At 37.7% G+C, this 19,776-nt stretch carries 21 protein-coding genes; 4 read left to right on the top strand and 17 right to left on the bottom strand.

Annotated elements, in window-relative coordinates:
* From NSIN_RS08475 to NSIN_RS08445, 7 genes are read right to left on the bottom strand one after another with little or no spacing between them, the layout of a single operon-like run.
* Positions 1–231 (bottom strand): Lrp/AsnC ligand binding domain-containing protein, encoded by a 231-nt coding sequence (locus tag NSIN_RS08475; RefSeq protein WP_101010780.1) that lies wholly within the window; start codon positions 229–231, stop codon positions 1–3.
* A 48-nt stretch (positions 232–279) separates the two neighbouring features.
* Positions 280–1,077: a hypothetical protein gene (locus tag NSIN_RS08470; protein WP_101010779.1), complete on the bottom strand. Its 798-nt coding sequence runs from the start codon at positions 1,075–1,077 to the stop codon at positions 280–282.
* Between the two features lie 49 nt (positions 1,078–1,126).
* On the bottom strand, positions 1,127–1,315 hold the full coding sequence (locus tag NSIN_RS08465) for a hypothetical protein (protein ID WP_101010778.1): 189 nt from the start codon (positions 1,313–1,315) through the stop codon (positions 1,127–1,129).
* Positions 1,316–1,318: 3 nt separating this feature from the next.
* Positions 1,319–2,908: a lysine--tRNA ligase gene (gene lysS, locus NSIN_RS08460; protein ID WP_101010777.1), complete on the bottom strand. Its 1,590-nt coding sequence runs from the start codon at positions 2,906–2,908 to the stop codon at positions 1,319–1,321.
* The gene (locus NSIN_RS08455) at positions 2,908–4,491 is read right to left on the bottom strand and encodes an elongator complex protein 3 (protein ID WP_101010776.1); all 1,584 of its coding nucleotides are present in this window, start codon (positions 4,489–4,491) and stop codon (positions 2,908–2,910) included. Before NSIN_RS08455 ends, lysS begins: the two co-directional genes overlap by 1 nt.
* 54 nt (positions 4,492–4,545) lie before the next feature.
* A complete protein-coding gene (gene purM, locus NSIN_RS08450) occupies positions 4,546–5,568 on the bottom strand; it encodes a phosphoribosylformylglycinamidine cyclo-ligase (protein WP_101010775.1) in 1,023 nt (340 codons plus the stop codon).
* A gap of 40 nt (positions 5,569–5,608) precedes the next feature.
* Positions 5,609–5,953 (bottom strand): hypothetical protein, encoded by a 345-nt coding sequence (locus tag NSIN_RS08445; protein WP_101010774.1) that lies wholly within the window; start codon positions 5,951–5,953, stop codon positions 5,609–5,611.
* A 121-nt stretch (positions 5,954–6,074) separates the two neighbouring features.
* On the opposite strand from NSIN_RS08445, the gene NSIN_RS08440 reads away from it, so the two are divergent.
* Complete coding sequence (locus NSIN_RS08440) at positions 6,075–6,308, top strand: Lrp/AsnC family transcriptional regulator (protein WP_101010773.1); 234 nt, start codon at positions 6,075–6,077, stop codon at positions 6,306–6,308.
* Between the two features lie 62 nt (positions 6,309–6,370).
* Complete coding sequence (locus NSIN_RS08435) at positions 6,371–7,375, top strand: sodium:calcium antiporter (protein ID WP_101010772.1); 1,005 nt, start codon at positions 6,371–6,373, stop codon at positions 7,373–7,375.
* Here NSIN_RS08435 and NSIN_RS08430 read toward each other — a convergent pair.
* The 4 genes from NSIN_RS08430 to NSIN_RS08415 form a co-directional block, all read right to left on the bottom strand.
* On the bottom strand, positions 7,372–8,724 hold the full coding sequence (locus NSIN_RS08430) for a TldD/PmbA family protein (RefSeq protein WP_177346304.1): 1,353 nt from the start codon (positions 8,722–8,724) through the stop codon (positions 7,372–7,374). The two genes, NSIN_RS08435 and NSIN_RS08430, sit on opposite strands and share 4 nt — an antisense overlap.
* Entirely contained in the window at positions 8,725–9,990 is a 1,266-nt protein-coding gene (gene cofH / locus NSIN_RS08425; protein ID WP_101010771.1) for a 5-amino-6-(D-ribitylamino)uracil--L-tyrosine 4-hydroxyphenyl transferase CofH, read from the bottom strand.
* A complete protein-coding gene (gene cofG, locus NSIN_RS08420) occupies positions 9,987–11,156 on the bottom strand; it encodes a 7,8-didemethyl-8-hydroxy-5-deazariboflavin synthase subunit CofG (protein ID WP_101010770.1) in 1,170 nt (389 codons plus the stop codon). The genes cofH and cofG overlap by 4 nt, the downstream gene beginning before the upstream one ends.
* A 195-nt stretch (positions 11,157–11,351) precedes the next feature.
* Positions 11,352–12,077, bottom strand: a complete 726-nt coding sequence (locus NSIN_RS08415) for a CbtA family protein (protein WP_101010769.1) — start codon at positions 12,075–12,077, stop codon at positions 11,352–11,354.
* Between the two features lie 181 nt (positions 12,078–12,258).
* On the opposite strand from NSIN_RS08415, the gene NSIN_RS08410 reads away from it, so the two are divergent.
* Positions 12,259–13,440, top strand: coding sequence for a multicopper oxidase domain-containing protein (locus tag NSIN_RS08410; RefSeq protein WP_101010768.1), 1,182 nt, complete (start codon positions 12,259–12,261; stop codon positions 13,438–13,440).
* A 4-nt stretch (positions 13,441–13,444) separates the two neighbouring features.
* Here the strand turns inward: NSIN_RS08410 and NSIN_RS08405 are convergent, their stop codons facing one another.
* From NSIN_RS08405 to NSIN_RS08385, 5 genes are all read right to left on the bottom strand, one after another.
* A complete protein-coding gene (locus NSIN_RS08405; protein WP_101010767.1) occupies positions 13,445–13,732 on the bottom strand; it encodes a winged helix-turn-helix domain-containing protein in 288 nt (95 codons plus the stop codon).
* A 201-nt stretch (positions 13,733–13,933) separates the two neighbouring features.
* The gene (locus tag NSIN_RS08400; RefSeq protein ID WP_101010766.1) at positions 13,934–14,659 is read right to left on the bottom strand and encodes a carboxypeptidase-like regulatory domain-containing protein; all 726 of its coding nucleotides are present in this window, start codon (positions 14,657–14,659) and stop codon (positions 13,934–13,936) included.
* A gap of 159 nt (positions 14,660–14,818) precedes the next feature.
* A complete protein-coding gene (locus tag NSIN_RS08395) occupies positions 14,819–15,946 on the bottom strand; it encodes a S1C family serine protease (RefSeq protein WP_101010850.1) in 1,128 nt (375 codons plus the stop codon).
* 36 nt (positions 15,947–15,982) lie between these two features.
* Positions 15,983–17,191 carry a glycosyltransferase gene (locus NSIN_RS08390; protein WP_101010765.1) on the bottom strand — a complete coding sequence of 403 codons (1,209 nt, stop codon included), beginning with the start codon at positions 17,189–17,191 and terminating at the stop codon, positions 15,983–15,985.
* 2 nt (positions 17,192–17,193) lie between these two features.
* On the bottom strand, positions 17,194–17,610 hold the full coding sequence (locus NSIN_RS08385; protein WP_101010849.1) for a type II toxin-antitoxin system RatA family toxin: 417 nt from the start codon (positions 17,608–17,610) through the stop codon (positions 17,194–17,196).
* A 127-nt stretch (positions 17,611–17,737) separates the two neighbouring features.
* Here NSIN_RS08385 and NSIN_RS08380 point away from each other — a divergent pair, with 127 nt between their 5' ends.
* Entirely contained in the window at positions 17,738–18,025 is a 288-nt protein-coding gene (locus NSIN_RS08380; protein WP_394340819.1) for a tRNA-binding protein, read from the top strand.
* Between the two features lie 4 nt (positions 18,026–18,029).
* Here the strand turns inward: NSIN_RS08380 and NSIN_RS08375 are convergent, their stop codons facing one another.
* Positions 18,030–19,469 (bottom strand): FAD-binding oxidoreductase, encoded by a 1,440-nt coding sequence (locus tag NSIN_RS08375; RefSeq protein WP_101010764.1) that lies wholly within the window; start codon positions 19,467–19,469, stop codon positions 18,030–18,032.
* Positions 19,470–19,776 lie beyond the last annotated feature (307 nt).

Below are 19,776 nucleotides of genomic sequence, written 5' to 3'. Positions count from 1 at the left end.
TTAGTTTACTGCAATAAGAGATGTGATGTTGTTTATGCCATTGATCTTGTGCAAATCCACGTCTATTGCAGTTTTGATATCTTGCATGTTATTTGATTCCAAAATTACCAAAACATCATACACACCATAAGTTGTTTTTACCGCTTTTGCTATTGGGATTTTTTTAGCTGCATCGATTATGTTTTGCTGATGTTTATAATCGACATTTAAAAGAACAAAGGCTTCGTTCACAAACCTGTATGTGTGTCATATCTTAAAAGGATGTCTTTAATGGTGCCATCACACTGTCATGTTTTTAGCACTGGATTTATTTTTCAAACTCTCTATCTCTTTTCTGCTCTCCTCGTATTCTTCTTTTGTCCTTGCTAATGCAATCTTGACTATTTCCAATTCTTTTCTTGTTGCCTCGTATTTTGCATTGATGGATGCTGCAACTGCCCCTGCTGCCTCTACAATTTTCTTTGTATCTTCGTTTCTTCCAACACTTGCAAGTTGTGTTTCGATAAACTCAAGTTCTTTTTTTGATAGGAATATCTCTTTTTTCTTCATCTCTTTCTGGGCCTCCAATGCTTCTATCTCTCGCTCTTGGTTTTCACGTGACTTGGTTATTTTTTCAAGCTCCTCTTTGGCAGAATTTATTGTTGATCTTATGGACTCTAACTCTGTTACCTCTATCTCTTTTGCATAACATATCTTTGAGAGTTCTTCTTTTACCTCATTTATCTGTCGTTTTACCTGATCTATCTCTGTTTGGGAATATTGGGATTTTAAAAGTTCAAGCTCTTCTTTTGCAGATTTTATCTGTTTTTGCACCAATTCTCTTTCTGTTTTCATTGCCTGTATGTCTGACCTTGCAGACTCTGCCTCTTCTCGTAATGCTTTTGCTTCTGCAGTGACTGCCTCAAGTTCAGTCTTTGTTTTTTCTAATTCATGAGAATATGATTCTAACATTACTGCAGCATCCTGAATTTCTTTTCTCAGGTCTGAAATCTCATGAGATTCTTTTTCTGTCTGTACTGGTGTGCTCTCTTCTATTTTTTCCTCGATGTCCTTTTTTGAGCGTCCAAAGAGTCCCATGAGAAAACTCTGTCATATGGTAAGAAAAGTATTCCTTTTTGTCTGAAATTTACGTTCGTCTCTTCAAAAAGGCAAGGTAAAAACCAATTCCGCCTAGCACAAATCCAAGTACCATGATGACCATGCCACCCACAAGATCTTTTGTATAATATCTTGGTGCAAAAAAGAATATTAAAATTCCAATTGCGATGAGTATTACTCCGCTACCCTTTGGCCTGTTGTGCTCACTGTGTGCCATATTTTAGAGGTATCCTGTAATAGAGTCGGCCACTTTTTTTCGCCCAATGTCAAGTATCAACGGTCCAATCTTGGGACCTCTGTCTGATGCAAGTATTATCTGGTATAACATTTTAAACAAGTCTTTTGGTTGCATTCCACTATCTTTTGCAATCTGATATATCGTATTTTGCAGATCTGAAGGTTCATCTTCTGAACCAAGTATTTTTACAAGTTGGCCTAGTGCTTGTCTTGAGATGTTGTCTAATTGGACTTCTACTTTTGTCGGGTTGTCATAGTCATCGGCATAATTTCCTGCAAGTGTTATCAAATTTTCAATCTCTGGGCCTGATTCTTTTATTGTACCGTATTCTACAAGTTTCTTGGTGACAAGTGCAATTCTATTTTCTCTAAATATCTTACAGAGTTGAATTAAAAGCCTATAGTTAACATATGGGGCTGGTGACTTTGGAGGATTTAACAGATTGACGTATTCATACAATCCTTTAGATCTTGTTAGCTTGGCAACATTGTCCACCTTGGTCTTTCCAAAGTAGATGTTCTCAAGTTCATTGTATTCTTCCATGAGGCTTGGAATATCATCAATTCCAACCTCTCTAGCTCCTGTAATTCTCTTGTAAAGCAACAATAGAATTGTTTTTGGGGTTCCGTATCTGAGCCATGCCTGTGATGTCAGGACGTTTCCAAGTGATTTTGATATCTTTTTTCCGCCCTTGTCAAGAAACATTTCATATTTTACATGAGTTGGTGCAGGGAAATTCAAAATATCTTCTGCCACCCAATCGTTTACTTTTACTGAATCCATAATATCCTTACCGTATGCCTCAAATCTAATATCAAATGCGTGCCACCTTGCAGCAAATTCTACCTTCCATGGAAGCTTGCCCAAATCCTTTGTAATGTCTGCTATTCCATCATGTCCACACCCCTTGAGTTGCTTTGAGCCTATGGTTGCATCGATGCATCTGTACTTGATCTTTTTTTCTTCTGCAATGTACTGATATGATGTTGCTGTATACAGTCTGCCGCAATTTGCACACACCGGAAAATATGGTAGGGTCTCTTGGTATTTTTCTTGTCCTACCATCTCTGCTATTTTTTTACCAATTTTCTGGCTGTTTGTCAGTATTGTGTGAATCTGGTCTTTTAGCAATCCATTTCGATAAGTATCTACACCTCGCTGGAACTTGTATTTGATTCCAAGTTTGTCCAGCCCATCTAAGAGTATGCTACTCATGTGTAGTCCGTATGAGTCATGGCACCCAAATGGATCTGGGATAAATGATACTGGTTTGCCAAGATGTTCTTTTAGAGACTCTGGCAATCCTTCTGGAATTTTACGGAGACCGTCAAGGTCATCAGAGTATGCAATCAATTCAGATTTGTATCCAAAATTTTCAAGAGCAAGTTTTACGCCATATGCTCGTACTGCATCTCCAAGGCTCCCGATATGTGGTATGCCTGATGCCCCAAGACCGCTTTCCACTCTTAGCAAGTCCATTTTTCTCCCAAGGGTTTTTTCTCTCTGCACAAGTTCATCTGCAAGTTTGTCTATCCACGTTCCTCTGCCAATTGTTATTTGCTCTTCTTCCATTATCTCAAATCCTTTGACATGTATGGACCAAGAGGGGTATAACCAAGTTTTCTATAGTATTCTCGTGTGCCCACTGCACTAATTACAAGTAATTTCTTGGCATCAAACTCTTCTGATGAAATCTTTTCAGCTTCATTCATTAGGTTTTTTCCTAATCCCAAGTGTTGAATACTGTCCTGTTCTCTCTCTCCAAGCTTTAATGATTTTCCATATACGTGAAGTTCTCGAACAATACATGTGTTGTCGGAAATCTCAGCTCTGTGAATGTTGCCGCCGGGTATTCTGAGTCTTAAAAATCCAAATATCTTGTCATTTGAATCATCATATGACAAAAAGACCTCGTCTCCTCTTGACGATTCATAATCTTCTCGGTGCATCTTGATGTCATCTATGTTCATTATGTTGTCTGAGAGTCCTGCCTCCCTACATCTTATGCACTTGCATGACACATTCTGTTTTCGTAGATTTTGCTGAACTATTTGCCTTAGGTTGCCAAGCTTTGGCCCTGCAATTATTTGATCTGATGATATTTCTCTTTGGACTCTCATTATTCTTGCCCATCTTGGAATTATTTTTTTTATCTCTGTCAAAACTTGCACCATGTCATCATCTGAATATGGTGTGTATCTCCCGTCCTTGTACATGGAATAAAGTGGCGTATCCTCAAGTACTAGGGTTGGGTATATCTTTAACATGTCTGGCCGTAGCTGAGGATTTGAAAATAACTTTCTAAAATCAGCAATGTCTTCTTCTGGAGTCATTGAGGGAAGGCCAGGCATCATATGGGCCACAATTTTATATCCTGCATTTTTCGAGATTTCAAACGATTCTACCACATCATTGTATGAATGCCCTCTGTTTACTATCTTGTATACTCTGTCATGAAGGCTTTGCACTCCTATCTCGACCCTGGTCACACCGTATTCTAACATCCAATCTACGTGCTCTTTTTTACAATAATCAGGCTTGGTTTCTATGGTGAATCCAACATTTCTAAAATTTGCCTTTTCATTATTTTTCTTGGCTGATTCTAAATCTGGAGAATCAAATCCATTTAACGCATCAAAGCATGATTTTATAAAATTAATTTGATAGTCTCGTGGCATGAAAAGAAATGTCCCGCCTACTATGACAAGTTCTAATTTGGTACTGTCATGACCATATGCAATCAAGTGCTCAAGTTTGTTCAAGATTTGTTTTTTTGGATCATAATTGTTTAAGATTGCATTTTGTGTGGATGGTTCCCTTCCTGTGTAACTATTTGGGGAATTGTACTCAATTCCTCCAGGACAATAGGTACATCTGCCATGTGGACACGCATATGGTTTTGGCATCAATGCAATGACTGCAACACCTGAAGCCGTCTTGACTGGTTTTCTTACCAATGCCTTTTGTAATTTTATATATTCTGATCCTGTCACAGACGCGAGTATCTCATAATTTCTAGGAATTCGCTCGAGTGAATATTTTGTACATATTTTCTTGACTTGCTTTTTTACATCATTACTTGTAGGACTTGATATAGCAAGGAGGTTCTTGCATATCTCTTTACACGCGTCCTCAAATGTAGTCTCTATCTGCACATTGTGTTTGGATTGATTTGGGTATTAAATCCTAATCTGAAGATCATTTGCATGTCATGCTATCCTTGTCTTGTTGATGTAGACCCCTTTCTTTTCTATGATCTTACCTATTTCCCTTGTCACAAACCCGTGTTTTTTGAAGATTCTGTTAATCTTGTAATATTCTTCTTTTGGTGATATGACACATAGCCCAATTCCCATGTTGAATGTCTTGTACATTTCATCTTTTTCTACTCCTTGATCCTCGATTGCCTGGAATATGGCGGGTGTGGGTGGTAAGTTGTCTAAAACAAATCCTGTATTTTTGAGTCGCAATAATTTAGTAAAAGAGCCTCCTGTAATGTGTGCAAGGCCATGAATTTTGCACTCTTTAATTGATTCTAAAACAGGCTTGACATAGATCTTGGTAGGCTCTAACAGTGCATTTCCTAAAACTCCTATGCCTTTGATTCTGTCATGTATGGAATGTTTTTTCAATAGTGCTTTGCGTGCAAGTGAGTATCCGTTTGAGTGCAATCCACTACTGTTAATTCCTATGATTTTGTCTCCTGGTTTTATCTTGTTGCCAAGGATCATCTCTTTTTTGTCAAGAATGCCTACTACCATACCTGCAAGGTCGAATGAAAAATTTTTCCCTGATATGAGATCTGGGAGGATTGCAGTCTCTCCACCTACTATTGGTACCTGTGCATCTAATGCACCTTTGACTAGACCTCTAACTATTTTGTTGAATATGTTTTGATCATTTCTGTTTGCTGCAATGTAATCAACAAAAGATATTGGTGTTGCACCTGTGCATATTATGTCGTTTACATTCATTGCTACACAGTCAATTCCTACCGTGTCGTACTTTTTCATCATCTGCGCGATTATTACTTTTGTTCCAACACCGTCTGTATGTGTGGCAAGTAGTGTTCCTCCAGGTATCTGGACAATTCCGGCATAATGGCCAAATCCAGACATTGTCTTTGCCTTTTTCTGTAATCTATGGGTTGATGCTATGATGCTGCCAATGCTTGCCTGGCTCTTCTTTATTTTTTTAATATCTACTCCTGCATCCTTGTAAGTTATTGCCAATGGTTTTGCTCTATCTGATTATAATAAAAGAATTATGTCATCAATTGTTTTTCTGCATGAATAGATCTAGCATGGTTCTTCCCTTGTCTGTAATTGAATAAACCATGTTTGATCCCCTTGGCTCTTTTTTGATAAAATTGTACGACATACAAAGATGGAGGTAATTAAGAAATGATCGTTTCATTCGTATGTTTGACTTGACATACAGGTCTGAGAATGTCATAGGATTGCCCCTTAGTTGGTATAGCAGCTTGAGAATGGATATCGTACTAAAATCTCGTGCGCGGGTCCTCACGGCATCAAGTATCTGCTCATCTCTTTTTATGATAAAATCCGCAAAGTGGTCTGCTACTTCTACTGATATGTATGTCATTCTGGGCTTCATATTACGGTAATAGTACGGTAATATACCTTATTAATTCTAGCTAGATGAATTTTTTGAGCTTACTGCTAGCTTTTTTGAACAATTTCAATTTGTTTTTATTCTAGACGTATGCAGTCACTTCATGCATAGTGCATTTGTCCTAATTAATGCAGAACTTGGGAAAGAGACCACTATTGTAAATGAGATAAAAAAAATTCCTCATGTAAAAGAGGTGTATCCAGTGTATGGAGTGTATGATGTTTTGATGGTGTTGGAATCTGATTCTATGGAAACATTGAGGGAAGCAATAACCACACAGGTACGCAAACTAGATGGAATAAAATCCACCCTTACAATGATAATTGTAAAAGACTAACCTGTCTCTCTCTGCTCTTATGTAGTCACAAATAATAGAACAAGGTTTAGTGTAGTAGTGTATTGGCAGAAAATATCCTGATACTTCTTGGCTGGCTTGGGGAATTAATTTTTGCAAGTTGGCTTTTGTCTGATGGTGCAGAGCACCTTGCTGAAAGATGGGGCGGCAGGTTTGTAGGAAGGACTCTTTTGAGCATTGCAACAACACTGCCTGAGATTGGAATTGTTGTGGCTGCAGCAAAAGATGGTTCGTATGGTGCAGCTCTGGGTTCTGCACTTGGAAGCAATTTGTTTATGATGACCTTTGGACTTGCAATAATGCTAATAATTGCAACAACAAGACTTTCCAAGGCTCCTGAAAAATTCATAAATGTAAAAGAGTTTGGATTGGACAAAATCTTCCTTGTATTAACAGCTGTTGCTGGTGCAATATTGTTCATTGACGGTTATGATGTATTGGATGGAATATTCTTCTCTGGAATGTTTGCAGTCTATCTTGCGTTTGCTTTCAGAGAAATGAAAAAAGAAAAAAAAGTCATACCTCTTGAAAAAAATCTACATGAAGACTCTCAAATCAAACCGAAAAAACACTTTGCTAGGGCTATGATTCTTTTTGTAGCCGGTACTGTTGGAATTTTTATTGGTGCAGAACCATTTGTACATGCCCTTGAGGGGGTATCAGTTGATCTCGGAGTCTCTATTGTAGTACTGGCAGTAATAGTCAGTCCTATTGCAGGTGAGATGCCTGAAAAAATATCAATGATATTGCTTGCTAGAAAAGGTGCAGGAGGAGCATCAATAGCAGTTGCTAACGTGCTTGGTTCTAAAATACTAAACAATACCTTGCTTTTATCAGTCGCAGTATTTGCGGCAATGAGCTACAAGGGAATTACAGCAAAGATTCCTAATACCTCAATACTGGAATATCAAATGATACTTGTCACAGTAATTACTATAGTTGCGTTAATTCCGATGTTCAAAAACAAACTAGGCCTAAAATCAGGCATCTTACTGCTTGTGTTGTATGCAATTGGGATTGGAATGCAATTTGTCTTACAGTCCGTCTAAAGTGATGTCACAGGTATGCCTGAAACACTGATGGTAGGTGTTATCGATGGAAGTGAATGCCATTGCAAAATATTTCTTGAATCATTTCCAATTGATACAATGTTTGCAAGTATAGTCTTTAGATTATGAACTATTCTCACAGATTTTCCAGGACTGGATATTTTTCCGTCTTTTATTATCTTGACGCCGCTTCTTGCAGTACATGAAAAATCTCCCTGTTCTGGATTTATTGGATATGTGTACCACAATCTTCCTACCCGAAGGCCTTTTTTGGTATTTTTTATGATTTCTTCTCTTGAGTATTTTCCATCGACAACTCTTAGATTGTGGGGCTGCGGGACAGTTAGTGGCTGGGTAGACCTTCCCATCGGTGAACCTGGCCGTGCTGCATTAGCGCTAGATCTTTTTTGATTTTTGAATGCTTCAAATGAATCTGAAAATAAGCCTGAAAAGATTCCTGAGTTTATCAAATACTGTGGCTTGGTGGGAACTCCTTCGTCATCAAATGGTTTACTGCCTATGCCCTCCGGAGCATGTGGATCGTCCATAATAGTTAGATTGTCGTCTGAAATTTTTTCTCCAAATTTTCCAGAAAAACAACTTCGTTTTTCAGAATATGTTTTTAGATTAAAGTTTGCAGAAAATACAAACGATAACAGATCTCCAAATGCATAAGGATCAAATATTATTTGATATGTGTCTTGCTCAACTTTTTGTGGATTGATAGAACTCACACACATCTCAGAAGCATCACTTCCTACCCTATGTGCAGAAAATCGGTCTCTGGTTCTGGAGCAATCTGCGCCTATCCCACTTACTGCATTGTTTCCTGTCTCTGATTCTGTGTTTATCGTTCCTGCAATAAAGGTAGATTTGTCTGAATAATCAATACCATTTGTGTTTACTATGTGAAATGTTTCCGAAACTATGTTCAAAGATCCTGAAATGCGTGTCACATGCTTATGACGTGATGCATTTATCATCTCTTCTGCAATATCTATTGCAGACGTGTCTGATATCTTGGCAAGATGAGGATCATACGTTCTTTCTGTTGTTGTATATGCTGAAGGATATGGAAGCGTATCCCACAAATTCATTGGCCTTACAAATGCTCTTGCTTGCAATGCTCTTTCTACCAAATCATTTTCATTTTCTGTAGTTCTTGCAGACATTATCTTTTTCTTGTCTATGATTCGTACTGCAAATGATTTCTCTCTATTGTGTTTTGTTTCTGCTATCTCCGAATCTGTTATTCTTACGGTGATGATATCTTTTTGAATTGATATTGCCTCGCATTCATCAAGATGTAATTCCTTTGATCTCTTCAGTATGTCATAACAATATGACAATTATCTTCGCCTATTGCTCTTGTATCTGTACCCGTCAAGTTTTATCAATTCATGATATGATCCAAACTGTGATACATTTTGTACTTCATCAAGGGGATCCGTGCTGTCTTCTGAAGAAAATACCTTTAGTATTTTGTATGATGTGGCCCTCTGAGCAGGAATTCTTCCTACTTGTCTTATCAAACGTCGAATATCTTTTGGTTTGAGCAATTGACCATGTCCTGCTCCTGCTGATGTTGATATACTTTCATTTATCAAAGTACCTCCAAAATCATTTGCTCCCCAAGAGAGTGATAATTGTGCCATTCCTGCTCCTTCTTTAACCCATGATGTCTGTATGTTGTTTATGTGATTGTTGAACATGATTCTTGCTACTGCATGCATGAGAAGTACATCTCTGCCGTCTGCGCCATTTCGTATGTTGACATTCCAGTGTTCTTTGTACATGGGTGCCTCTGTATGGATAAAGTTCAACGGAACAAATTCTGTAAATCCTCCTGTCTCCTTTTGTATCTCTCTTATCAACCCCATGTGTTTTGCCCTGTCTTCTGGTGATTCCATATGTCCGAACATTATGGTGGATGTTGATGGTATTCCAATCTTGTGTGCTGTTTTGATTACCTCTGTCCATTTATCTACACTGATTCTTCCAGGTGATATTTTGTCTCTCATTTGTTGATCTAAAATCTCTGCAGCTGTACCGGGTAACGAGTTTACCCCTGCCTCTTTTAGTCTAAGCAAATATTCTCTTATTGACACATTTGATCTAATTGAACCGTACAAAACTTCTTCAGGTGAAAATCCATGTATGTGGATGTCTCCAACCTCTGTCTTTATCGCTCTGCAGATGTTCTCATATGTATCTGCATTCATGTCTGGTGGAAGGCCTGCTTGAACGCAAACCTCTGTGGCTCCTAACATATGTGCTTCCTTTGCACGCCTGACTATCTCGTCAGTTGGAAGAAAATATCCTTCCTCCTGGCGAAAATCTCTGCTAAATGCACAGAAACCACACTGTTTTATGCACACATTTGTAAAATTGATGTTTCGATTCACAACATATGTGACAATGTCCCCTACCCTTCTTCTGCGCAATTCATCTGCCACAATTCCAATCATGTGAAAATCTATTCCTTGTGCATTAAACAAGGTGGTTGCCTCTTTTACGGAAATCTCTTTTTCATCTAGTGCACGATTTAGAGTACCTGATATCAACGGGTCTGAGTTTCTTAATAGTGAATCAAACAATGCAGTCTGTGTATTCATTTTGAATACTCCTTGTTTACTAGGTTGTCTGAATCTGCCACTGCATACATTTTCTCTCTAAGGGTATGATTTACCATTCCAAAGAACTCTGGGTAAACTGGGAATCTTGCTCTGAGATTAAATCCTGCCTCAGTGCATCTCTTGTCAACCTCCTCAATCTTTGGCCATGGAAATTCCGGATTTACATAATCTTGTGTTATGGGCGATATTCCTCCCCAGTCATTAATTCCAGTTGATAAAAATGATGAATATGACGCGGGGGAGAGATTTGGTGGTATCTGGATATTCATATCTGGCATTATTATTCTGGTCAATGCAACTATTGTCTTGAAATATCTTTCATGTGGTGTTGGGTTTGATCTCATGAGCGTATCTTGTTTTGGATGAAAGTTTTGTAATATTATCTCTTGTATGTTGTGATATCTTTCATGTATCTCTTTTATGACATAAATTGAATCAATCAACTCTTCTGGACTTTCTCCTATTCCGACAAGTAACCCGGTGGTCATTGGAATGTCTAGTTCTCCTGCATTTTGTAGAGTCTTTATTCTTGCACTTGGATTCTTGCTTGGTGCAAATTGATGTGGCATACCTTCCTCTGCAAGTCTCTTACTTGCATTTTCAAGCATTAGTCCTAAGCTTACGTTTGTCTCTCTTAGCTGTCTCATCTCATCTTTTGTCAAATTTCCAGCGTTTGTGTGGGGAAATAATCCGCCTTTTAGTGCAATATCTGATGCTTCTGCCAAATATTCCGCAGTACTGGAAAATCCATTTTTCTTGAGCCACTCTTTGGCTTCTTGGTATTTCTGTTCTGGTCTCTCTCCTGTAACAAATAATGCTTCAGTACAATGGTATTTTTTTGCAATATTGACAAGTTCTGTAACTTCATTTTTTGACATCATGGAAAGTTTGGCTTGGTTGGGTTCTGATTTGTATGTGCAATAAGAACATGTGTCACGGCAGAGATTTATCAAATTAAAGAATGCTTTTCTGGAATAAGTAACAGTGATTCCTTTATTCTTGGTTCTAAGAAACTGCGATACTTTGTAGATCTCTAGGGGATCATCTTTAGCGTCTTGATATATGGCATGTGCTTCCTCTCTTGATGGGGTCCTACCGTCTACTAGTCTGTTTAATATTTCCGATCTAAGTATGAGGTTGCTCAACTAGTCATGTTAGCTTTATCTGTTGTATTTATCCTTAGGTGTAATGTCTAATATTCAAGGCTCTTTCGAAGGTATTGCGCAAAATTGGTATTTTTCTATTTTATGAATTTATTTTTCTGTTTTTTTTGATAAAATCTGATTGCGTTTTACAATTCTGGACTCTAAAACAAAATATGCTTGATATCACTTTGCATTCTATTCTCTGGTCTGTTGTAACGTATCTGGCTTGAATCTATTCCACAACCATCCAAGTATCACTGCATTTGCAATCCAGTATATTGTCATTGTTGATGCAGAAACAATCCTAAATCCATTTACTAACTCCATGGATATTGAAATCTTGTCAGGATTTTGAGGCATTATGAAAAACATTGCTGTGATAAATACTGCATATCCTATAATTGCTAAAATTCTTTTTCCTTTGAGCCTCCTGGCTACAAGAGAAAATCCGAGTGCGCCTAGGCCTGATGCCAGCATGAATATGACATATGTGCTGGCTCTAAGTGTGATTGTGGCTGGATCTCCAACAGTGGGCGGGTTTGCAGGATATTTTAAAAATGGAATGAAAAATACTACTGCCCACATGATTGCTCCTAAAATAAGGGCCTTTGTTACATTGTTTCTTGTAGGAAGACTCTGTCTTGTATATGCAAACACTAACCCAAATAATGCTCCTGTGGCAATCCCAAGTATTGATCCTGATATGATTGATCCTTGTTTCTGCCATGTTCTATAATCGCTAAATTTTTGCCAAAATTGTGGGGTGTCCTTTTCTTGTCCTTCTGCAAACAATCTTTGATTCTCAATTCCTATCGCACTATCAAGATATGGTTCCACTAGTACGATATTGAGCATTCCGTGAACTAGTCCTGCTAAAAGACCTGAAATTATCACTATGGCAAGAAAAGAAAAAGTTCTCATTTTTTCTCAAACCCAGTCTGGACGAATTCTATTTAAGTTGTTGGATAGTCTATCCAACATATTGGATGATAATATTTTCTATTTTCCATATCTTTGGAATAATCTTGTGTTTTCATTGTGTGTGATGCATGCTCACATTAAATATCAGGCGTAATTAGGTAAGCCTAATGTGTAATATTTCATGAATTTGATCAAAATCATGTTTGTTGTTTTGGCAATTTCTTTTTCTGCATTTGCATCTGTTGTTGGATATCAATATTTTACACACGAGAATCACAATCATGATTCTTTGTATGACACAAATGTTCCGGGACAGACTTATAATTACTCTGGTCAAACAAGAACGTATTACATTGCTTCAGATGAGGTACAGTGGAACTATGCACCTACGGGAATAAACCAGATAACAGGCGTACCGTTAAAAGATGACAAAATTGCATCTGTATATACAATAAGTGGAAAAGATAGAATTGGGAGCACATACATCAAGTGTCTTTATCGGGAATATTCTGACTCTACATTTACAACACAAAAAACATTGGGTGCAAAATGGGAACATTTGGGGATGCTAGGACCAGTTATTCACGCTGAAGTAGGAGATGTAATCAAAGTCGTATTCAAGAATAATTGTAGCATACCTACCAGTATGCATCCGCATGGGGTATTATATGACAAGGCATCTGAGGGAGCTCCATACAATGATGGAGTTCCTGATTCTGACAAGCCTGGAGAATCTATTTTGCCTGGGAATAACTTTACTTACATTTGGAAAGTTCCAGAAAGAGCAGGTCCAGGTCCCCATGATCCAAGCTCCATCGTGTGGATGTATCACTCACATGTAGATGAGGTATCTGACAGCTATGCTGGACTTGAAGGTCCTATTATAATTACAAGACACGGGGAGGCAAATCCTGATGGAACGCCAAAAGGTGTTGACAGAGAATTTGTTACAATGTTTTCTGTAATGAATGAAAATAACAGTCCTTACATTGATAAAAACATCCAAATGTTTACGCAATCTCCATCATCTGTAAATAAGGACGACGACGAATTTCAAGAAAGTAACCTCATGCATTCAATCAATGGATATGTGTATGGGAACCTGCCAGGGCTGAAAATGAAAGCCAATACTCATGTAAGATGGTATGTTGTTGATGTTGGAACAGAGGTGGATCTGCACACTCCTCACTGGCATGGGGAAACATTATTGATGAATGGCATGAGAACTGATATGGTCGAGTTGTTGCCTATGAGCATGAAGGTGCTTGACATGTATCCGGATAATGTAGGAACTTGGTTATTCCACTGTCATGTAAATGATCACCTGACTGCGGGAATGCTATCAATGTTTACTGTAGAATGAAAGTCTAATATCTTATTCTGATGGCTTGGACTGTTTCTGTAAATCTCTCTAGTTCTTCATAAAATTTCATGCCTTTTTCAGTAATGGTGAAAAAGTTACTTTTTTTATCAGATCTTGATTCCATCAACCCGAAATCTATCAGTTTTTGACACTTGTCGGTGGCAGTATAATGTGAAAGATTTGCTCTTCTTGCTATTGTAGTGATGATTGTACCTTCTCTTCCGTAATCCATTGTAACACGCAAGATATCTGATATCATTCCTAATTCAGAACGATATGGTTGTTTTGACATACTCTCAAGTGGTTGGCTGATTAATAAAAAATTGTGATACTTTGTTCCTTAACATAGTTAACTGAGAATAATGCTAAATTTACACCAAATTTAAAATACTTGCAAGACTGATCATATGCATGGCAGATCTTGTGTCTATTCTACATCATGTAATTGTACTATGTACTGGTACGCTCCATCCGTAACTGTGGATGGTTTCATCTAGTTTTGCGGATTGGTATAGTTTGCAAATGTATTTTCTATGAATGTCTCAAGTGTGTCATTTGCCATATTTGATGCCTTGAGATAGACAGTTTCTGGGAATAGTCTGTATGTTTGATTGTCTAATATCACAGAAACCATTGGTATGATCTGCTGGTCTGTCTGAAAGTCTTCTGGTTCCATGTTGTATAAATCACATGTATGTAAGAATCGCATATACTTGTCAGCAAAACTGACAAAACATGTAGTTTCTAGGTTCCACTGTGTTACCTTGCCAAGAAACACAGTGTAATTACCTGTTTCAATTGGCAGTCCAGTTATGGTTTTTGATATGGTTGCAGTTTGTCTTGGGCTCACAGTAAATGTGTTATTTCCAAGTGCCTTTGTGTACCCGTCTTTTGTCGCAGTTACATCTACCTCGTAGATTCCATGGGTTGATGGCATTGTTGCTTGATATCTGAATTTACCCTGATCATCTGTAGGAGTTGAAACTATTGTAGTTCCAAACATTATCAAAATATTTGCATTTGCAACTGGCTTGTATGCTTCATCTGTGACATTGCCTACTATTGTGGGAAAATCACCTTCCATTATGGGGTCTTTTTCTGCCTTTACTGATACTAGCATCTTGTTTGAAAGTACAGATTCTGAAACCTGGATGCTGGACATGGCAATTACAAATCCTGCTAGTAATAGACCTGTTGTAAATATGATATGTTTGTTCAACTCTTGGTGCTCTATTTTTCTACTGTTATCTGATAAACCCTAATTTTTTTCTCCAAGAGCTCAAGTAATTATTATCTTTTTTTGCATTGATTCTAGTTCAGTGATTTTGGATCTTGTTGTAATGTTTCCGAAACTAATCCTGGTTTTTCATAAAATATTTTATTGACTGTTTGGTCTTTCCTGCAAAGTCATTGTTACTTCCATTGTCTTGTTTTCTCTGATTATCTGCACTGTCATCTTGTCACCCACTGATTTGTAGTCCTGTAGATAATTTAGAAGGTCTTCAAGTTTTGAGACTGGATTGTTGTCTACTCCTATTATGATGTCTCCGCCATACTTGTATTTGATACCGTCTATTGTTGTTGTCATGTTTGATGCATGGAGTCCTGCCTTGGAGGCTGGACTGTCTGATACTATATTTTCTATTAAAAATCCAGAATGTGTCGTAAGATTTAGGCTGTCTGCCAAGTCTGGGTCTACTGATATTCCAGATATCCCAAGCCATGGATGCTGGTAGTGTCCTGATTGTATTAGTGCTGGAACAATTCTCTTCATTGTGTTTGATGGTATGGCAAAGCCTACTCCTGAAAACTCGCCTGTCTGGGTCTGAATTGCTGTGTTTATTCCAATAACCTCGCCATGAGTGTCCAATAATGGACCTCCTGAATTTCCTGGATTTATGGCAGTGTCTGTTTGAATTACATTTGGAATTGAAAATGCACCTATGTCTGGTGGATTTAATACTCTGCCTAACTGACTTACTATGCCCGATGTCATTGATTCGCTTAATCCAAAGGGACTACCAATTGCAATTACTTGGTCTCCAATCCGAAGCTTAGACGAGTCCCCTAAAGGTAATGGATGAAATGTATTTGAATTTGCATCAACTTTGATAACTGCAAGATCTGCAAACTTGTCTGTACCACTTACTGTAGCAGAATAAGATTGGCCATCATGAAACACAACTCTGATTTTTTGATAGTCGTCTACAACATGATTGTTTGTAATGATGTGTCCGTCAAGATCATATACAATACCTGAACCTATTGCTCTGTCTGTCGCATTGTCCCCTGTCTTGTGTACTATTATCTGGACTACTCCTTGTTGGGATCTTGCAAAAAGGTCTGCTAAACTAAATTGTGATCCTGGACTTGATTGCACAATGTTTCCTAAAACTGAAGTCTGAGCTGATATATCTGGTCGTTGTTGATCAAACACAAATGCAAATACTAGAACTAGTACAACTATTCCATAAACTCCGCCCAAAACTGCTGTAGTCTTGTCCAAGAATTCAAGTATCAAATGTTAATGTATAATTCTTACTCACAAGCTTATTGGATGTTGTGCAGTGCCTGATATGGAATATGTTCTTCCACGCCAAGTCACAGAATCATTTTTCTTTGCATGCAGTATTCCGCTTGCAAATCCTGCTACGATGACTATGCTGCCAATTGGTGCAAAAATTGCATGTCTGAATCCTAGTCCTAGTCCCTTTTTTGCATCAATAATGCTTCCTAAATAAAATAGCCCTGCAGCAACAAGTGTGATTCCGAATAATATCTTAAAGGAAATTGCATGACTTAGGAAAAGTGCTGAATATGCAAGGATGGGAAATGGCATGAATAACAAAAATAATACTGCAACAAATATACCAATTGCAGTTTTGCTTGATTGGATGTATAGTGGTATCATCAGCCTCTTTAGTGCATGCCACAAAGTAGACCAGTCCCTTGCCCATACTGCATCTACCAAATGCTCTCCTCGTACCATCTTCATCTTGAATCCTTGTTCTTTTACCTTCTTGCCAAGAGCCCCATCTTCTACTATCTCGCTTTTTACGCTCTCATGCGTACCAACCGAATTGTATGTTTCTCTCTTTATTATGAAAAAACTTCCAAAAAAATAACCTGTCTTTGCAGATGGGTCATTTACACGAAGTGCAGAAAATCTAGTATGTAAAAATGTAGATAATACTGGTAGTGTTATTCTTGTCCACCAATCAAGGCACAACATCTTTGGAATCACTGTAAGTGCATCAAGATTATCACTCAAGAGGTGGTCCACTGCTAATGTGATTGTCTTGTTTGTATGCGTAGTATCAGCATCCGTAAATAACAAAAGTTCGCCTGATGATCTCTTGAATCCTTCTATGCATGCCCAGTTCTTACCAATCCATTTTTCTGGTTTTGGTCCTGCTAATACATGTACTACGCGAGAATCTTTTTTTGCGATATTCTTGATTATCTCCCCCGTGTTGTCATCTGACCTATCATCTATTGCTATTATCTCATAATTTTCGTAATCTTGCTCTAATAGTGAGTTTATGCATTTTTCTATAAACCTCTCTTCATTTCTTGCCGGCAGAATTACTGATATCTTTGGTTTGTGGTGGCTCTTGTACTCGAACCTGTCCAAAAATGGCGAGTTCTTAAAAGTACTCCACATTGATCTTATCAAAAACGTCCACGCAAGAGAAACACCAAGCATGATTGCTACAAGAAAATAGTTTACAATGTCTATCAGATATGCCATGATTATCTCTGTGCTTCTTGTTTTATGCTCTCAAGAGCTTGTTCTGAACCGCTCTGGATGTGCTTTTTTATCATGCCCGTAAACATCCCCATCATGCCAGTGAGTTTGATGTCCCATAATACATCTAGTCTGATTCTGTTTTCTAATTGCTGTAGTGTAAGTGTTTTTGTACCATCCAGTATTCCTTTTGTAAATTGAGCGTGAATCTTTTCCTTTGGCTGCATCGTTACAGTTTGCATACATTTTGAGTCTTTGAATGCAATGGTGACTTCTCTTGTCACTACGTTTTCATTTTTTGAAATGTTTCTAACCTCTTTTGTTCCTTTCCAGAATCTTGGCTCTGAGTCAAGATCAGATATTATGTTCCAAACCTTGTCAAGCGGTGCATCAATATCTACCGAGGCCTGTATCTGGACCATGTTGAAATTTTTCATCTCTTCATATTTATGTTGTAATGAAAATCGCTAGTTTCGAAATCAATTTTAATCTCATTATTGGATGTTTTATGTGGATCAAATAACCTATGATGACTTTGCCAAATTGGATATGCGGGTGGCAAAGATTCTATCAGTGGAGCCAATTCCTGGCAAATCGAAAATAGTTAAAGGAACAATTGATCTTGGAAATGAAAAGCGAGATGTCATAATAGGCGGCGCTCAATATTACAAACCTGAAGAACTAGTGGGAAGAATAGTAATTGCACTTGTAAACCTTGAACCGAGAAGTATTGCCGGAGTTGAATCAAGCGCAATGCTTTTTGCAGCGGATTCTGGTGAAAAACCGTTCTGGCTCACAGTCACAGAAGATGTACCACTTGGAACCAAAATCAAGTAATTCATTAAATTTTTAGATTCTTTATCATTGTCTTTTTATCTGATATTATCTTTCCAGGATTTAGGATGTTTTGAGGATCAAATTGTTTTTTGATGTTTCTAAAAACCGAATATGTCTTGTCTCCATACTGTGTCTTTACAAATTCTGATCTTGCCAAACCATCACCATGTTCACCTGTTATGCTTCCTCCTATACTTATTACCCCTGTAAAAAATTCAGTTGCAATTTTTTGTATTTTTGAGATATCTTTATGTTCTAAAACTGGCCTGATGTGCAGATTCCCATTTCCGATGTGTCCGTAAACTATTGTTCTGAGATGGTATTTTTTTCTAATCATATCTAACATGTCTAGTAGCAAGGGAAGTCTTTTTACTGGCACCACGGAATCTTCTATGAGGGTTGGCATTGTCTCTTTTTTTGTTATGCTCTTGAGACTAAATGCAAGAGCTGAATTTCTAAAACTCCATAATTTTCTGATGTTATCTTTGTCTGATTCTATTTTGATTATCTTGCCTGTTGCGATTTTTTGAATCTGTTTTATGTTGTGCTTTATGTCATTATCAAACTCTGCAAAAATAAGACATCCTGAATTTGGCACTTTTATTTTGATGTGTCTTGTTATGTTATTGTCTATTGCTTCAAGAGCTGCTGGTTTTAAAGAGAGTATCTTCACACTGTCTATTGCTGCCTGCCTGAGTGTCTTGTAATGTATTATGCACAATGCTTTACTTTTTGGTATCCTGTATGTTCGAAGCTTTGCAGATGTGATGATTCCCAATGTTCCTTCAGAGCCTGCAATTAACTTGTGGACATCTTTTTCTGATAAAATTTTGTCAATTCTATATCCGCAAGAATTTTTTGATACCATGGGAAATGACTTGATAACGTCATGAGAAATATTGCTTTTTATCATGTGATGCATGTTTGGAAGCCTTGTTACATTGCCTACCGAATTTACGATTGTAACTTCAATTAGATTGTCTATTACACTTCCATACTTTAGCGAGTGAATTCCACTAGAATTGTTGCCAATCATCCCGCCTATGGTGCAAAAGGGTCCTATTGATGGGTCTGGTCCTACAAATCTGCCATGTTTCTGCAATATCTTGTCAAGATGTCCCTTGTAGACCCCACTTCCTACTGTCGCATGGTTTTTTCCAATCTTGATTTTATTGAAATTTCTCATGTCAAGAATTATTCCTTTTCCCAAAGCGCTTCCCACTAGTCCAGTACCGCCACCTCTGGGTGTTACTGGAATGTGGTGCTTTTTCGCAAACCGTATGATTTTGATAACATCGTCTTCATTACGAGGAAACGTTATCACTTGGGGCCTTAGTTTGTAGGAACTGGCATCAACCGAATAAAAATCTCGTATATGGTTATCCCATGTAACAATACATCCCACTATTTTTGTTAGATTGATTCCAATTTCATATATTTTCATGTAATTATAATTGCGGTGCGCTGTTTAAAATAATTTGATTATATTTTTAGAATAATTCAAATTTTTAGATAGATGCTATGCGAATTGTTGTTTTGATATACGGGAACTATATTGATAGGCCTTTTATGTTATGATGCTGAATATATGACAGCCATCCGACTGGAACAGGATACATCTGCCGGTCATGATATCAGGTAAGGACTTGATATCAAAACCAGTGTATCTCTTGTTTCCTAAAATGTCTGGTGTAAGACAGGACTAGGAAACAACGAAACAATGGCAAAGGGGGAAAGTGAGTACGACAATG

The organism is Candidatus Nitrosotalea sinensis, assembly GCF_900143675.1.
Lineage (GTDB): Archaea > Thermoproteota > Nitrososphaeria > Nitrososphaerales > Nitrosopumilaceae > Nitrosotalea > Nitrosotalea sinensis.
This window is presented reverse-complemented; position numbering and strand designations above follow the sequence as displayed.

What these genes read in the sequence shown, in the direction of transcription:
- NSIN_RS08415 (WP_101010769.1), bottom strand. Translation starts at nt 12,077, where the DNA reads ATGAGAACTTTTTCTTTTCTTGCCATAGTGATAATTTCAGGTCTTTTA.
- NSIN_RS08470 (WP_101010779.1), bottom strand. Translation starts at nt 1,077, where the DNA reads ATGGGACTCTTTGGACGCTCAAAAAAGGACATCGAGGAAAAAATAGAA.
- NSIN_RS08440 (WP_101010773.1), top strand. Translation starts at nt 6,075, where the DNA reads ATGCATAGTGCATTTGTCCTAATTAATGCAGAACTTGGGAAAGAGACC.
- NSIN_RS08405 (WP_101010767.1), bottom strand. Translation starts at nt 13,732, where the DNA reads ATGTCAAAACAACCATATCGTTCTGAATTAGGAATGATATCAGATATC.
- NSIN_RS08410 (WP_101010768.1), top strand. Translation starts at nt 12,259, where the DNA reads ATGAATTTGATCAAAATCATGTTTGTTGTTTTGGCAATTTCTTTTTCT.
- lysS (WP_101010777.1), bottom strand. Translation starts at nt 2,908, where the DNA reads ATGGAAGAAGAGCAAATAACAATTGGCAGAGGAACGTGGATAGACAAA.
- NSIN_RS08380 (WP_394340819.1), top strand. Translation starts at nt 17,738, where the DNA reads ATGCGGGTGGCAAAGATTCTATCAGTGGAGCCAATTCCTGGCAAATCG.
- cofH (WP_101010771.1), bottom strand. Translation starts at nt 9,990, where the DNA reads ATGAATACACAGACTGCATTGTTTGATTCACTATTAAGAAACTCAGAC.
- NSIN_RS08465 (WP_101010778.1), bottom strand. Translation starts at nt 1,315, where the DNA reads ATGGCACACAGTGAGCACAACAGGCCAAAGGGTAGCGGAGTAATACTC.
- NSIN_RS08390 (WP_101010765.1), bottom strand. Translation starts at nt 17,191, where the DNA reads ATGGCATATCTGATAGACATTGTAAACTATTTTCTTGTAGCAATCATG.
- NSIN_RS08385 (WP_101010849.1), bottom strand. Translation starts at nt 17,610, where the DNA reads ATGGTCCAGATACAGGCCTCGGTAGATATTGATGCACCGCTTGACAAG.
- NSIN_RS08445 (WP_101010774.1), bottom strand. Translation starts at nt 5,953, where the DNA reads ATGAAGCCCAGAATGACATACATATCAGTAGAAGTAGCAGACCACTTT.
- NSIN_RS08375 (WP_101010764.1), bottom strand. Translation starts at nt 19,469, where the DNA reads ATGAAAATATATGAAATTGGAATCAATCTAACAAAAATAGTGGGATGT.